The organism is Halobacillus sp. AWH4_228, from assembly GCF_056158365.1.
On record NZ_JBSWTE010000001.1, the window covers coordinates 2,057,749 to 2,071,255 of the forward strand.

The following is a 13,507-nucleotide window of genomic DNA, read 5'->3' on the forward strand; positions in this document are numbered from 1 at the left end:
CTGTTATACAAAGAGGAGGGACATCGATGACGATTAATATTGGACTTACCGGGTGGGGCGATCACGCCTCTCTTTATTCGGAGAAAACGCGTTCAGAAAACAAGCTTTCCGAATATGCTTCCCATTTCCCTGTAGTGGAAGTGGATACAGCTTTTTATGCGATTCAGCCGCTGTCCCGCTACGAAAAGTGGCTGAAAGAGACACCGGACTCATTCTCTTTTGTTATTAAAGCATTCAACCAGCTGACAGGACATGACAGGGAATCCAGGTCCGTTCAGGAAGCGAGAGATCTTATGCTCCGTTATGAGGAATCGGTCCAGCCGGTATGGGAAGCTGGAAAAGTAAACGCCCTGCTGTTTCAGTTCCCTCCGTGGTTTGATGTAAGAAAAGAGCACATCCGCAAATTGAGGTATATACGGGAGTGGCTGGAGCCGTATCCAATCGCTCTTGAATTCCGGAACCGAACGTGGTTTCAGGAGGAGTACAGAGAACAGACGCTTTCCTTTATGAAGGACCAGCAGTGGATTCACAGCATCTGTGATGAACCACAGGCAGGAGAAGGGTCCGTTCCCCGTATTCTTGTGCCGACCCATCCCAATAAGACGCTCGTGCGTTTTCATGGACGGAATACACACGGATGGAACAAAAATGGCCGGAAAGACTGGCGTAAAGTCCGTTTTCTTTACCGGTACAGCCATGATGAGCTTGCCGAATGGGCGGAGCGGGCCCGGGAGCTCGAACAGGAGACCCCTGAGGTTACGCTCCTATTCAACAATAATTCCGGCGGGGATGCCGCAGACAATGCCAAACAGTTTCAGGAAATGCTGAACATCCATTACAACGATTTAAATCCAAGACAGATGGATTTATTCAATTTTTAGGAGGTTCTATGAAGAAGACAGAGATGTTGGAAAGAATCCGGACCTATACGGCCTCGCAGTTTTCAGGGGATGCGACCGGCCATGATTACGAGCATATGAAACGGGTCGCCTTCTGGTCGGCTGCGATTGCCAGGAAGGAGAAGGGGGACCCCTTTATGTGTGAAGCGGCCGGCTGGCTCCACGATATTGGAGACCGGAAGCTGACAAAACATCCTGAACAGGCGTTGAAAGAAAGAGATTCGTTTCTTCTTTCCCTGTCCCTGACCCACAGCGAGGTAAAAGAACTGGATGCATCAATCCGTGATGTGTCGTTTTCAAAAGGACGTATCCCTCAAACGTGGACAGGAAAAATCGTCCAGGATGCTGACCGGCTGGATGCGATAGGTGCCATTGGTATCGCACGCACGTTTGCTTATGGTGGAGCACATGGACAGCCGTTGTATTCAGAAGATGGATCCCGCGATTCGTTCAGTCATTTTGAGGAAAAGTTACTGAAACTGGTCTCTCTAATGAATACGGAAACAGGCAGAAATGAGGCCTCCAGGCGCCATTCATTTATGGTACAATTCCTTGAAGAAATGCAAAATGATATTTTCATCACCAATGAGGAGGTTCATCATCATGACAAATAACGAACAGGCCTATCTTGATTTGTGCCGGCTCGTATTGGAAGAAGGCAGTGAAAAATCCGACAGGACAGGGACAGGTACATATTCTGTGTTCGGCCATCAGATGCGCTTTGATTTAGAAGAAGGTTTCCCTCTTTTAACGACCAAACGGGTGCCTTTCCGTCTGATTGCGAGTGAGCTGCTCTGGTTTATTAAAGGAGATACAAACATTAAATATCTTCTGCAGCACAATAACAATATTTGGAATGAATGGGCGTTCAAAACCTGGGTGGAAAGTGAGGACTACCACGGGCCGGATATGACGGACTTCGGCCGCAGGAGTCAGCAGGATCCGGAATTCCAAAAGGTTTATGAAGATCAGATGAATCGTTTTAAGGAGAAAATCCTTACCGATGATACGTTCGCTGATACCTACGGTGAGCTTGGTTCTGTTTATGGAAAGCAGTGGAGGGAATGGAAGACGAGCAGGGACGGCAGCATCGATCAATTGAAAAATGTGGTGGAAAGCATCAAATCCAACCCTGATTCCCGCCGCCATATCGTAACGGCATGGAACCCGGAGGACGTTCCTTCCAATATGGCACTGCCTCCGTGTCATGCCATGTTCCAATTTTACGTAGCGGATGGTAAGCTTTCCTGCCAGCTTTATCAGCGGAGCGGCGATATCTTCCTGGGTGTGCCTTTCAACATCGCCAGTTACGCCCTCTTGACACACTTAATCGCCCACGAATGCGGCCTCGAGGTCGGAGAGTTCATTCATACGCTTGGAGATGCCCATATTTACACCAATCACATAGACCAGATTCAACGACAGCTCAGCAGAGAACCCCGAAGGCTGCCGAAGCTTCACCTGAACAGTGAAATCTCAAGTCTTTTCGACTTTGAGATGAAGGATATTACAATCGAAGACTATGACCCTCATCCGGGAATAAAAGCACCGGTAGCGGTGTAAACCATAGAAAGGCTGTGAGACTGTGATTTCATTTATTTTTGCGATGGATCGTCATCAACTAATCGGAAAAGATAACGACCTTCCCTGGCATATCCCCAACGATTTTAAATTCTTTAAGGATATGACCTGGGGGAAAACCATCATCATGGGAAGAAAAACCTTCGAATCCTTCGGCCGTCCGCTTCCTGAACGAAAGCATATTGTTTTGACATCAAACAAATCCTATGACAGGGAAGGCTGTACCGTCATACACTCCACGGATGAGATTCTGAAACTGGAGCAGGAGCAGCCCGATAAGGAATGGTTCGTCATCGGAGGCAGTGTATTATTCGAGAAAATGCTTCCTTATGCCGACCGTATGTATCTCACTTATATTGACGCTGAATTCGAAGGCGACACCTATTTCCCGCCATTCAATTATGATCAGTGGACGTTATCCTCCGAAACGAAAGGCATGAAGGACGAGAAAAACCCTTATGACTATTACTTCCGAACCTACGACCGGAAGCGGATTTCATGAAGCCCGTATGCGGAGCTGTTCTGAATGAAGGGGGATCGACGAGGATGGGTATGGATAAAAGTTCTTTGCGGCTCGGCCCCACATCGGTGCTGGAAAGAATTTTGTCCCGCCTTGCTGTATTGACGCCGCATTTGATCATTAATCAACACGATGCACACCCGGTCTATCCGACAGTTCCGGAACATTTTGAGCAGACGGGGCCGCTCGGGGGTATCCATGCTGTCATGAACCATGCGGAAGCGGAGTGGATAGCCGTTACGGCCTGTGATACGCCCTTTCTTTCCGCGGAGGTTTACCGCCATCTGCTAACGTATGCGGATTCCCAAACGGACGCGGTGATTCCCTGCCATAACGGCCGCAGACATCCATTATCCGGTTTGTATCACAAACGGACGGTACATACCCTGGACACATTCATACAGCAGGGTGGAAGAAAAGTAGGAGAATTCCTGGCCGGGATCCGAACGAAGGACATCAACGATTTTTCTCCCATCCCTCTAAATGTCCTGGACAAGCATTTCTTCAACATGAATACACCGTCCGATTATAGAAAGGCGGAGGAATGGTTGAAAAAAGACGAAGGGATAGAGACAAACCCCCGTCATGAATGATATGATAAGGCTATCAAGAGAATTTTTCCAAGCATCAACGACGGTTCCGGGTCAAGGACTAGTCGTTTTGAGAAAAAGGCGGTGAGGATATGCTCTCAAGTATTGGTATTCCGGGGTTGATCTTAATTCTGACGATTGCTTTGGTGATATTTGGTCCAAAGAAACTTCCTGAAATCGGAAAGGCTGCCGGAGAGACATTAAAGGAATTCAAGAATTCGGCCCGCGATCTGACTAGTGATTCAGAGGAAAAGGAGACCGAAAAATAACCACCACCCTGCATAAACGGAGTGATTTCCATGTTATCAAGTATTGGAGTACCCGGGCTGATTCTGATTTTGATCATCGCTCTGGTCGTCTTCGGCCCTTCCAAGCTTCCTGAAATCGGCAAGGCCTTTGGAAGCTCTCTGAAGGAATTCAAAAAAGCGACCGGCGATATCATGTCCGATGAGGACAATGGGAAAACTGAAAAGAAAAAGACAGACTAAATGAATAAGGGAGATGTAAGGGTTTCCCCTTGCATCTTCCTTTTTGTCAGGCTGGAGGAAGCCTGGAGGTGAATGATTTGTCCAACGAAAATATATCTCAAGATATCGAAATGAACATAACCGACCATTTAAGTGAATTACGGAAACGCGTAATCTGGACGCTCGTCTTTTTTGCCGCCTTTTTTATTGCCGGCTTCTTCTACGTAGATCAAATTCAATACTTCTTCATCAAAGATCTACCCTTTGAACTGAACATGACCAGTCCAGGTGAAATCATCTGGATCATCTTTACATTCGCCACACTGGTTGCCGTTGTCGGAACTCTTCCTGTTCTGTCTCTGCAGCTGTGGCTGTTTATTAAACCTGCGTTGACCCCTAAGGAACGGAAGGCATCTCTTTCCTACATACCAGCCATCTTCATCTTGTTTCTGGGAGGGCTGACGTTCGGGTATCTCGTTTTCGTAGAGTTGATCCTTCCATTTCTGCTGTCGCTGAACAATGGGATGTTCAATGAGATTTATACAGTGGAACGATATTTCCGATTTTTATTCCGGGTGACGATTCCATTTGCGGTGTTATTTGAAATTCCGGTCATCGTCATGTTCTTAACCAGCCTGGGTATTGTTAACCCTGTCCTGCTCGTGAAGATCAGAAAGTATGCCTACTTTGTGCTGGTCATTATCGGCACGATTATATCTCCGCCGGATTTCATTCTGCAGCTGGTCGTGGCCGTGCCTTTAATTATTTTATATGAAATCAGTATCGTTTTATCGCGGATGGTTTATCGGAAAAAGCTTGAAAAGCACAGAGAATTTATGGAATCGGATATCGAAGAATAGGAAAGATCCCCGGCCGGGGATCTTTTTTCTTCAAGGAAGACCGGCTTGAATTTTTTGCCGGCTTCTTTTATTCGTGATAAAACTATAGAAAGAGAGACAGGAGGATTTGTATGAAATCTTTTTATCATTATATGATGCGTTACCGCGGAAACAAAAAAATGGATGAGGAGAAGCAGCTGGCTGAGTGGATGTTCAAAGATCACAGCTTTCCCAAACAGTCGGTCTCCTATGATGAAATCAGCCGCTATTTGGAGTGGAATGCTCCTTTTGCAGGGGCTCTCAGCCTTTTTGACCGGCTTTATGATGAATATGAAAAAGTAGAAGAATGAGGTGATCCAATGAAGTTCCTTCACACCGCCGACTGGCATTTAGGAAAAATCGTCAACTATGTACATATGACGGATGATCAACGTTATATGCTTGAGCGGTTCATTGATATAGTCAAAGAAAAAGAGCCGGATTGTATTATTATCGCAGGCGATTTATACGATCGTTCCATACCTCCTAAAGAGGCTGTGGAGCTGTTGAACGATACACTGACGACGTTGGTCAATGAACTGCAGATCCCTGTTCTTGCGATTTCAGGCAACCACGACAGTCCAGATCGTTTACAGTTCGGAAGCGAAATGTTCCGCAGGCAGGGATTGTTCTTAGATTCTAAATTAAAGAAAGATCGGAAGCCTGTCACGTTATATGACGATCACGGGCCTGTCCATTTTCATTTAATCCCTTACTTAGAGCCGGCAGAAGCAGCAAAGGTCTTTGATGATGACTCGATAAAATCCCATCACCAGGCAGCTGAGAAAATCATCAACGATATCGAACAGCGCTTTGATTCAGCGGAGAGACATGTCTGGATCGGTCATTCGTTCCTCGCCGGAGGGATGGAATCCGAATCAGAAGAACGGCTTTCAATGATCGGGGGCAGCCCTTATGTGGATGCCTCCTTGTTTACGGATTTTGCGTATACGGCACTCGGTCATCTGCATCAACCCCAGCGTGTGACCCGGGATTATATCCGCTACAGCGGCTCGCTGCTGAAATACTCATTTTCGGAAGCCAGTCACAATAAATCCGTAACCTTTGTCCATATGGATGAGGACGGCACGTGTGAGATAGAGAAAATCCCTTTACATCCGCTGCGGGATTTCAAAGTGATTGAAGGGTATTTTGAAGATCTTCTTTCGGGTGATGCAGTGTCCAATCAAGAGGACTATCTGCATGTTCGTCTATTGGATGACGGACAACTGCTTGATCCGATGGGAAAACTCCGTCAAGTTTATCCGAACATCCTTCATTTAGAAAGAAAAAGATCGATGTCCAACCCTGAAATGGACGATCTGGAGCATGTGAAGAAAAGACAGACTCTCTCTCACTCGGAACTTTTCGCCTCTTTCTATGAAGATATCAAAGGAGATCCCCTGCCTGGAAAGCGGAAGGACATGATTGAACAGGCCGTTCATGCGTTAAAGAAAAAGGAAAGGGAGCAGTAATATGAGAGCCATAACGATAACGATGAATGCTTTCGGACCATATAGAGATAAGCAGACGGTCGACTTTACGACCCTTGGCAGCGAATCGATCTTTTTAATTACAGGACCGACCGGAGCCGGCAAGACGACGATTTTTGATGCGATGTGTTTTGCCCTGTACGGGCGGGCCAGCGGGAGTGACCGCGATCAGGATACCTTAAGAAGTCATTTTGCTTCTCCCGAGGACCTCACTTATGTGAATTATCTATTCGAATTGAGAGGCAGAACCTACCGCATCAAGCGTCTTCCGAAACAGCAGAAGAAAAAGGAACGGGGCGAAGGATATAAAGAAGAGCCGGCCCGGGCAGAGCTGTATCAGATCATGGATGATGAGGAGCGGCTGCTTGCTTCAAAGATCAAGGAAGTGAACGATACCATCGAGGAATTGATGGGGCTGGACTATGAGCAGTTCCGAAAAATGATCATGATTCCGCAGGGAGAATTCAGGAAACTGATTTCAGAAAATAGTAAAGAAAGAGAAGAAATTCTCCAACGCATATTTAAAACTGAATTTTTTGACGCATTGACCTCTCATTTCAAGGCTGAAGCAAAAAAACTTGAAGATGAGATGAAGCAGTTTGAATGGAGAATCGAACAGGAGAAAGAGAAAATTCACTGGCACCCGGATCAGCAGGAAGAAGAAGAAATCCAGGAGCTTTCAAAAGTGAGAGAACGTCTGCAACAGCGGATTATCGACCAGGAAAATCATTATCATGAAAAGCAGGAGAAGCTGCAGGAAATCAAAAAGGAGACAGACGCTTTCCAGGAACATGTCTATCAACAGCAGCGGGTGACAGAACTTTTTCAGGAAAAAGAGCATCTGGTCCGTGAACAGCAGAAGCTTCAAGACCGGCAGCCTGAAGTGAATCGGCTGCAGGAGGAAAAACAGTGGGCGGCAAAGGCTGCGGAGGTCCTTCCTTATGAAAAGGATTATAAAAATCGTAAAGCTGAACTGGAAAAGTGGCAGACGAGCCTCCAACAGAAAGAAGAGCGAAGAGCTTCCCTGTTAAAGGAGTATCAGGAAGCTGAAGAAAAATACCGTACAGAGGAACAGAACGCCCCGCATCGCGAAGCGTTGAAAAATAAATGGAAAAAGAAGCAGGAAGAAGAACAACTGCTGAAGGAATACCTTTCGCTGGTGGAGGTGCTCAAGCAGCATAAGGAAAATTTCCGCCGAGATCAGGAAGCTGTCGAAACCAATCGAAAAAAGCTGCTGGACGCATCTCAAACAGTTGAGAAGCTGAAGGAAAGCGTTAAAGAAGATCCTTCTCTCGCTGAAAAAGAATACACATTAAAGCAGAAGCAGGAAAACATGGGTAATAAAAAGCAGAAGCTCCAGCAATTGAGCCGGGAATGGGAGCAGTTGAAGAAGCTCCGGAAAACCTATCAATCGTTCATGGTCCGCTTTGACTCAGCCAAGAAAGACCAGCAGAAATCCAAGGAGGCCTATGAATCTGCTCTTGAAGAGGTGCAGGGGCACCATGCCTATACGCTTTCCATGAACCTCGTGGAGAACACGCCCTGTCCGGTATGTGGTTCGAACCACCATCCTCAACCTGCCCGGCAACCGGCAGCTGTTAAAAGTGCAGCGGAGATCCAGCAGCTTAAAGAAGTCTATGAAAAACACGACGAGAAGCTCACCAAGCTTCAAGAGGAATTTGTCCAGGTAAAATCAGCAGGCGAAACCCAGCGGCAGCTGACCGACCGTCTGTACCAGGAACTGCAGGACGATATGACAGACATGACGGATGCATCGATTCAAAAAGCTGTGGACACAGCCGGGGAGCATCTTGACTCTTACAATAAAGAACTTCAAAGTCTTCAAGAAAAGAGAGCACGCCTCCAAAAGGAAAACAAACAGCTGGAAGAACTGGAGGGTACGATCGTCCAGCTCCGCGGGGAGGCAGAGAATCTCCAGGAAGCTCTCCAGTCTTCCCGCCAGAAGACTGCTGATGTTCAGGCTGACATCCATGCGATGGAAAAGAATGGAGCCTTTGAAACGACCGATGCAGAAACGTTGAAAAAGGAAACAGAGAATCAGGAAGCTTTATATCTTGCAGCAGAACAAAGCTGGGAGAAAGCACAGGCCGTTTATCAGCAGAAACGGGAAGAACGGCAGCAGGTCCAGACTGCCGTAGAGGAAGGCCGTGCGTATGTAGAGGAAATGAAAGCAGCTGTGGAGGATCGGGAAAAACGAATGAATCAAACGCTTGACCAATTTTCCTTCCCCTCTATAGAGGCGTACAGGGAGGCTCTTAAACCTTCTTCTGAACGGGAGGCTATGGAGAAAAGAATTCTTGAACATGATAAGCGGAAAGGAATGGTAGAAGAACGGCTGGGTGTATTGAACCGTGAGCTGAAAGAAACCGAAAAACCTGATATGGATGCTCTCCATAAGGGATTGGAGGAGAAAAAGGCGGCCCGGGACGCCAGGCAGGAGCAGTTAAATGAAATTCAGGTGATGTTGAAGCAGAACAGGGACGTCGAAAAAAATATCACACGTCTCGTGGAGGAAGTTGGAGCACTGGCTGCTGATTATTATGATGTGGCTGAACTGGCCCAGCTTGCTGCTGGAGATAACCCTATGAGGCTCTCGCTTGAACGCTATGTGCTGGCTTCTTTCCTTGATGAAATTCTAGTCCAGGCGAATATCCGCCTTGATCAAATGACGGACCACAGATATCAGCTGGTCCGGAGCGGGGCAATTGCCAAAAGAGGTGCGCAGAGCGGCCTGGATCTTGAAGTAATCGATCATCATACAGGACAGCAGCGTTCTGTACGGACATTGTCGGGCGGGGAAGGCTTTAAAACCTCACTCAGTCTCGCCCTGGGTATGGCTGATGTTGTCCAATCCCATGCGGGAGGGGTTCAGCTTGATACTTTATTTATTGATGAAGGGTTCGGAACCCTTGATGAAGTATCACTGGAGCAGGCCATCGGTTGTCTGCGGGTACTTCAGGATGGAAACCGCATGCTCGGGATTATTTCCCACGTGTCCCAGCTGAAAGAGGAAATCCCGGCCAAACTACAAGTATATAGCGGTCCTAAAGGGTCTTCGCTTCAATTTATTTTTCAATAACCGGTAAAGAACAGGGCTGCTCCTTTTTGGTTGAGGAGCAAAACCTGCGGGAAAAGGGCAGGGAGTGACGTTGTCCAACAAAATTCGTCCCGAGGAGAAGATCCGGCTCTAAGACTATTGTCTAATGATGCGCTTGCCCGGGAAATAGTTGCTCCACCCCTGCCAATGACAGAGAGGAGAGAGCGGATTGCTTACGATTGAAAATGACTGGAAACCGGTGCTGCAGCAGGAAAAGCAGAAAGAATATTTCCGGGAGCTTGAAATGGAAATCGAAAGAGAATATGAACAGGCGCACGTGTTCCCTGAGCGCGAGAACGTTTTAGCCGCTATGAAGGGAACGGCACTCTCAGATACGAAAGTCGTCATCCTGGGACAGGACCCTTATCACAATGAGGGTCAGGCTCATGGATACAGCTTTTCGGTCCGTCCCCACGTGTCTATTCCACCTTCTCTTCGTAATATTTATAAAGAGATGGAACAAGATTTGAACATAAAGAAACCCAACCACGGATGCCTCCAGTCATGGGCTGCGGAAGGTGTCCTGTTGCTCAACGATGTTTTGACGGTGCGCGCGCATGAGCCTCATTCCCATAAAGGAATCGGCTGGGAAAAGTTCACCGACGCTGTAATCCAGAAGATCAATGAAAGAGAACAGCCTGTGGTGTTCCTATTGTGGGGAAAACATGCTCAAAAGAAAGCTGATTTTGTAGACCGGGAGCGCCATCTCGTTCTCGAATCTTCCCACCCCAGTCCGTTTGCTGCCCACCGTGGATTTTTCGGCAGCCGCCCTTTTTCCAAGGCTAATGAGTTTCTGAACATGCATGGGGAATCTCCTGTGAACTGGGCGCTTCCAGTCAATCCTGAAGAGGCTTGAGCCCAGACCATACGGTTACCCAGGGCATATGTTACAGTATTCTAAAGTTTCGGAGGGGTTGTTATGTTTCCTACTGGTCAACCACCATACCCTCCCATGGGGGCGTTCCCGGGCTTTCAACAAGCAGCAGGTCCACAGATGATGCGTTCTATGGGACCTCTCGCAAATGCTGGTTCCCGTGGATTCGGAGGTCTGCCGGGTCTGCTTGGTAAAGGCGGTTTTGGTGCTGGAGCTCCCGGGTTTTTCGGGAATGCCGGATTAGGATCTGTACCCGGAGCGGGCTTTCTCGGTGGCGGAGGCCTTGGTTCCAATGCGTTTAATGCGGCCGGCGCCGCTGCCAAAACAGGAGGGGCCGGGTGGCTTGGGCATATGCAGACAGCGCTGAAGGCTGTCCAGACTGCCGCGCCGATGATGCAGCAGTACGGTCCGATGATCAAAAATATCCCAGCAATGATTAATATGATGAAAATCATGAATGAGCCGGATGAAGAAGAGGTAGATGAGTCATCAGGAAAATCGGGTGAATCACCATCCTCCTCCTACAGCTGGGAGTCCAGAGAAAGCTCCAGCAGGGGGAAAGGGAGGAGTAAACATACCTCCAAATCGCATAAAAAGAAAAAGAGTCAAGGAACATCACAGCCTAAATTGTTTATTTAGGCTGTGCGTGTGGCTTGATTTTTTTTTATGAATTAGCAAGAATAGGAACAAAGGTTATTGATTACACAATGCCGGAGGAGGCTTCATATTGACTAATACATTACAAAAAGCAACATTCGCCGGAGGGTGCTTCTGGTGCATGGTGGAACCTTTCGATGAACGACCTGGGATCGAATCCATTGTTTCTGGATACACCGGAGGACATACGGAAAATCCGACGTACATGCAGGTGGTTTCAGAAGCAACCGGACATAGAGAAGCTGTTCAAATCGTATACGATCCGGAAATCTTCCCCTACGAACGGCTCGTAGAACTATTCTGGCAGCAGATAGACCCGACAGATGACGGAGGGCAGTTTGCTGACCGGGGCCATTCCTATACAACAGCCATCTATTACCATAACGAAGAACAGAAAGCAGTCGCTGAACAAAGCAGACAGGATCTGGAGAAATCAGGGAGATTCAGCCAGCCGATTGTTACTGAAATCCTTCCCGCTGCCGTCTTTTATGAAGCGGAGGACAAGCATCAGGAGTATTATAAGAAGAACGCGTTCCACTACAAGCGTTACAAAAAAGGATCCGGACGTGCTGGATTTATCCAGGACAACTGGAGTTATAAAAAGGATCCTGAAGATCTAAAAAAACGGCTGAGTGATATTCAATATAAAGTAACACAGGAGAATGCCACGGAACGTCCTTACGATAATGAATATTTCGACCATGAAGAGGAAGGCATCTATGTGGATATTGTTTCTAAAGAGCCGCTGTTCAGCTCGAAAGATAAATATGACGCCGGTTGTGGATGGCCGAGCTTCACCAAGCCGATTGAGAAACAGCAGGTCAAAGAGGAAGTAGACACTTCCCACGGCATGTTCCGTACGGAAATCAGGAGCGGTGGAGCCGATTCGCATCTCGGACACGTCTTTGACGATGGCCCTGTAGACCAGGGAGGACTTCGTTACTGCATAAACTCTGCAGCGCTCGAATTCATTCCGAAAGATCAGATGGACGAAAAAGGATACGGATATTTGAAGCATCTTTTCCGCTGAATGGCTTGTTCAGAGAGTCAGGGTTAGAAGCAGCTGTCATCCAATGCTATAATGATTGGATGAGGAGGAACGGACCTTGGGCAGAAAACGAATCCTAACCAAAGATGAAATTTTAACCGTAACCGGGGAAGTACTGCGAAACGGTGGTATCCAGGAGGTTTATTTCAAAAAACTGGCTGAAGAGCTTCAAGTCAGCCGCAGCACCCTTTATGAGTATTTCAAAAATAAAGAGGAACTGATTCTCTCGTACATGAGAGCGATGATGGATGAAATGAATCGAAAAATTGAGGCGGTGCCGCCGGATCTTCCTCCCAACGAAAAATTAAAGCAGCTGCTTCACATTTTTCTGGAGCACGCCGATACGTATCACATTGATCAAATGATTCACGAACTTCAAACGAGTGATAAGCAGGTAGCCCTGTTATATAAAACCGAAGTTCATAAGGATCTCATGAAAACCCAACAACTTATGGGCAGCTGGATTGAAGAAGCGAAAGAAGCTGGGTTGTGGACGACAGATGTTTCCTCCACGCTCATCTCCGACGTTATTTTTCATTCGATTTTATTTTCCAACCGAAAAAAAATCGGAGCAGAGGATATGACGCAGCAATTGTTCCATATGATGGAACACGGTTTGTCCCAAAGAAACGAATGAACCCGCCGCTTTTTAAAAAGGCGGTTCTTTCTTTGACAATATCTTGAATTAAAGATATCATGTTTTTAGATATGATGATAAAGAAAAAACGGAGGGATTCACATGAATATGAAGCACATCTTCAAAGAAGGGCAGAATGAGAAAGTTCTTCTGCTTCTGCACGGGACAGGGGGGACAGAACAGGACCTTCTCCCACTCGCCGGGATGATCGATCCTGAAGCCTCCGTCTTGTCTGTCCGGGGGAACGTTTCTGAAAACGGAATGCCGCGCTTCTTTAAGCGGCTTAGAGAAGGGGTTTTCGATGAAGAGGATTTGGTTGAGCGGACGAAGGAATTATCCGAGTTTCTGGATGAAGCTGCCGCTCATTACGGCTTCCGACGGGATCAGATTGTAGCCGCAGGATACTCCAATGGGGCGAATATTGCTGGCAGCCTTCTGTTTCATTATGAAAAGAGTCTGCTTGGTGCGGTGTTGTTCCACCCGATGGTGCCAAGACGGGGGATAGAGCTTCCTGATCAGACGGGAATTCCCGTATTTATTGGTGCCGGTGAAAACGACCCGATCTGTCCGGCTTCTGAAACCCATGATTTAAAATCACTGCTTCAAGCTTCCGGAGCCCATGTCACGGATCACTGGGAGCGGATGGGGCACCAGTTGACTGAACAGGAAGTACGGGCAGCCGCCGAGTGGTATGCGGCGCAGTTTTAATGGTGTCTGTATTGAGTCACATCCTTGTTCCGTGTAT

General features: G+C 47.3%; 16 protein-coding genes. All 16 read left to right on the plus strand.

What is annotated here, in order from left to right; all coding sequences use genetic code 11:
- Window positions 1-26: 26 nt before the first annotated feature.
- The 16 genes from ACXADP_RS10430 to ACXADP_RS10505 all read left to right on the plus strand — a co-directional run bounded on the left by ACXADP_RS10430 (window position 27) and on the right by ACXADP_RS10505 (window position 13,470).
- Entirely contained in the window at window positions 27-881 is an 855-nt protein-coding gene (locus ACXADP_RS10430) for a DUF72 domain-containing protein (RefSeq protein WP_474968646.1), read from the plus strand.
- Between the two features lie 8 nt (window positions 882-889).
- The gene (locus tag ACXADP_RS10435; RefSeq protein WP_474971399.1) at window positions 890-1,513 is read left to right on the plus strand and encodes an HD domain-containing protein; all 624 of its coding nucleotides are present in this window, start codon (window positions 890-892) and stop codon (window positions 1,511-1,513) included.
- Window positions 1,503-2,462 carry a thymidylate synthase gene (locus ACXADP_RS10440; RefSeq protein WP_474971400.1) on the plus strand — a complete coding sequence of 320 codons (960 nt, stop codon included), beginning with the start codon at window positions 1,503-1,505 and terminating at the stop codon, window positions 2,460-2,462. Before ACXADP_RS10435 ends, ACXADP_RS10440 begins: the two co-directional genes overlap by 11 nt.
- A 22-nt stretch (window positions 2,463-2,484) precedes the next feature.
- On the plus strand, window positions 2,485-2,982 hold the full coding sequence (locus ACXADP_RS10445) for a dihydrofolate reductase (protein ID WP_474971401.1): 498 nt from the start codon (window positions 2,485-2,487) through the stop codon (window positions 2,980-2,982).
- Window positions 2,979-3,593 carry a molybdenum cofactor guanylyltransferase gene (gene mobA / locus ACXADP_RS10450; protein ID WP_474971402.1) on the plus strand — a complete coding sequence of 205 codons (615 nt, stop codon included), beginning with the start codon at window positions 2,979-2,981 and terminating at the stop codon, window positions 3,591-3,593. Before ACXADP_RS10445 ends, mobA begins: the two co-directional genes overlap by 4 nt.
- An 89-nt stretch (window positions 3,594-3,682) precedes the next feature.
- Window positions 3,683-3,859, plus strand: coding sequence for a twin-arginine translocase TatA/TatE family subunit (locus ACXADP_RS10455; protein ID WP_474971403.1), 177 nt, complete (start codon window positions 3,683-3,685; stop codon window positions 3,857-3,859).
- A 30-nt stretch (window positions 3,860-3,889) separates the two neighbouring features.
- Window positions 3,890-4,078: a twin-arginine translocase TatA/TatE family subunit gene (gene tatA, locus ACXADP_RS10460; RefSeq protein ID WP_027954362.1), complete on the plus strand. Its 189-nt coding sequence runs from the start codon at window positions 3,890-3,892 to the stop codon at window positions 4,076-4,078.
- A 110-nt stretch (window positions 4,079-4,188) separates the two neighbouring features.
- Window positions 4,189-4,917, plus strand: a complete 729-nt coding sequence (gene tatC / locus ACXADP_RS10465; protein ID WP_474970393.1) for a twin-arginine translocase subunit TatC — start codon at window positions 4,189-4,191, stop codon at window positions 4,915-4,917.
- Window positions 4,918-5,027: 110 nt separating this feature from the next.
- Window positions 5,028-5,246 carry a YozE family protein gene (locus ACXADP_RS10470; RefSeq protein ID WP_474968641.1) on the plus strand — a complete coding sequence of 73 codons (219 nt, stop codon included), beginning with the start codon at window positions 5,028-5,030 and terminating at the stop codon, window positions 5,244-5,246.
- 9 nt (window positions 5,247-5,255) lie between these two features.
- Entirely contained in the window at window positions 5,256-6,410 is a 1,155-nt protein-coding gene (locus ACXADP_RS10475; protein WP_474971404.1) for an exonuclease SbcCD subunit D, read from the plus strand.
- Window position 6,411: 1 nt separating this feature from the next.
- Window positions 6,412-9,528 carry an AAA family ATPase gene (locus ACXADP_RS10480; RefSeq protein WP_474971405.1) on the plus strand — a complete coding sequence of 1,039 codons (3,117 nt, stop codon included), beginning with the start codon at window positions 6,412-6,414 and terminating at the stop codon, window positions 9,526-9,528.
- A 187-nt stretch (window positions 9,529-9,715) separates the two neighbouring features.
- Window positions 9,716-10,402 carry a uracil-DNA glycosylase gene (locus ACXADP_RS10485; RefSeq protein WP_474971406.1) on the plus strand — a complete coding sequence of 229 codons (687 nt, stop codon included), beginning with the start codon at window positions 9,716-9,718 and terminating at the stop codon, window positions 10,400-10,402.
- 63 nt (window positions 10,403-10,465) lie between these two features.
- Entirely contained in the window at window positions 10,466-11,059 is a 594-nt protein-coding gene (gene vrrA / locus ACXADP_RS10490) for a VrrA/YqfQ family protein (RefSeq protein WP_474971407.1), read from the plus strand.
- Window positions 11,060-11,147: 88 nt separating this feature from the next.
- On the plus strand, window positions 11,148-12,107 hold the full coding sequence (msrB, locus tag ACXADP_RS10495) for a peptide-methionine (R)-S-oxide reductase MsrB (RefSeq protein ID WP_474971408.1): 960 nt from the start codon (window positions 11,148-11,150) through the stop codon (window positions 12,105-12,107).
- 76 nt (window positions 12,108-12,183) lie between these two features.
- Window positions 12,184-12,762 (plus strand): TetR/AcrR family transcriptional regulator, encoded by a 579-nt coding sequence (locus ACXADP_RS10500; RefSeq protein ID WP_474971409.1) that lies wholly within the window; start codon window positions 12,184-12,186, stop codon window positions 12,760-12,762.
- A gap of 108 nt (window positions 12,763-12,870) precedes the next feature.
- On the plus strand, window positions 12,871-13,470 hold the full coding sequence (locus ACXADP_RS10505) for an alpha/beta hydrolase (RefSeq protein ID WP_474970392.1): 600 nt from the start codon (window positions 12,871-12,873) through the stop codon (window positions 13,468-13,470).
- Window positions 13,471-13,507 lie beyond the last annotated feature (37 nt).

Bases quoted from the DNA above. Each gene is read 5' to 3' on its own strand.
- ACXADP_RS10430 (WP_474968646.1), top strand. From the start codon at position 27: ATGACGATTAATATTGGACTTACCGGGTGGGGCGATCACGCCTCTCTT.
- ACXADP_RS10435 (WP_474971399.1), top strand. From the start codon at position 890: ATGAAGAAGACAGAGATGTTGGAAAGAATCCGGACCTATACGGCCTCG.
- ACXADP_RS10440 (WP_474971400.1), top strand. From the start codon at position 1,503: ATGACAAATAACGAACAGGCCTATCTTGATTTGTGCCGGCTCGTATTG.
- mobA (WP_474971402.1), top strand. From the start codon at position 2,979: ATGAAGCCCGTATGCGGAGCTGTTCTGAATGAAGGGGGATCGACGAGG.
- ACXADP_RS10455 (WP_474971403.1), top strand. From the start codon at position 3,683: ATGCTCTCAAGTATTGGTATTCCGGGGTTGATCTTAATTCTGACGATT.
- tatA (WP_027954362.1), top strand. From the start codon at position 3,890: ATGTTATCAAGTATTGGAGTACCCGGGCTGATTCTGATTTTGATCATC.
- tatC (WP_474970393.1), top strand. From the start codon at position 4,189: ATGAACATAACCGACCATTTAAGTGAATTACGGAAACGCGTAATCTGG.
- ACXADP_RS10470 (WP_474968641.1), top strand. From the start codon at position 5,028: ATGAAATCTTTTTATCATTATATGATGCGTTACCGCGGAAACAAAAAA.
- ACXADP_RS10475 (WP_474971404.1), top strand. From the start codon at position 5,256: ATGAAGTTCCTTCACACCGCCGACTGGCATTTAGGAAAAATCGTCAAC.
- ACXADP_RS10480 (WP_474971405.1), top strand. From the start codon at position 6,412: ATGAGAGCCATAACGATAACGATGAATGCTTTCGGACCATATAGAGAT.
- vrrA (WP_474971407.1), top strand. From the start codon at position 10,466: ATGTTTCCTACTGGTCAACCACCATACCCTCCCATGGGGGCGTTCCCG.
- ACXADP_RS10505 (WP_474970392.1), top strand. From the start codon at position 12,871: ATGAAGCACATCTTCAAAGAAGGGCAGAATGAGAAAGTTCTTCTGCTT.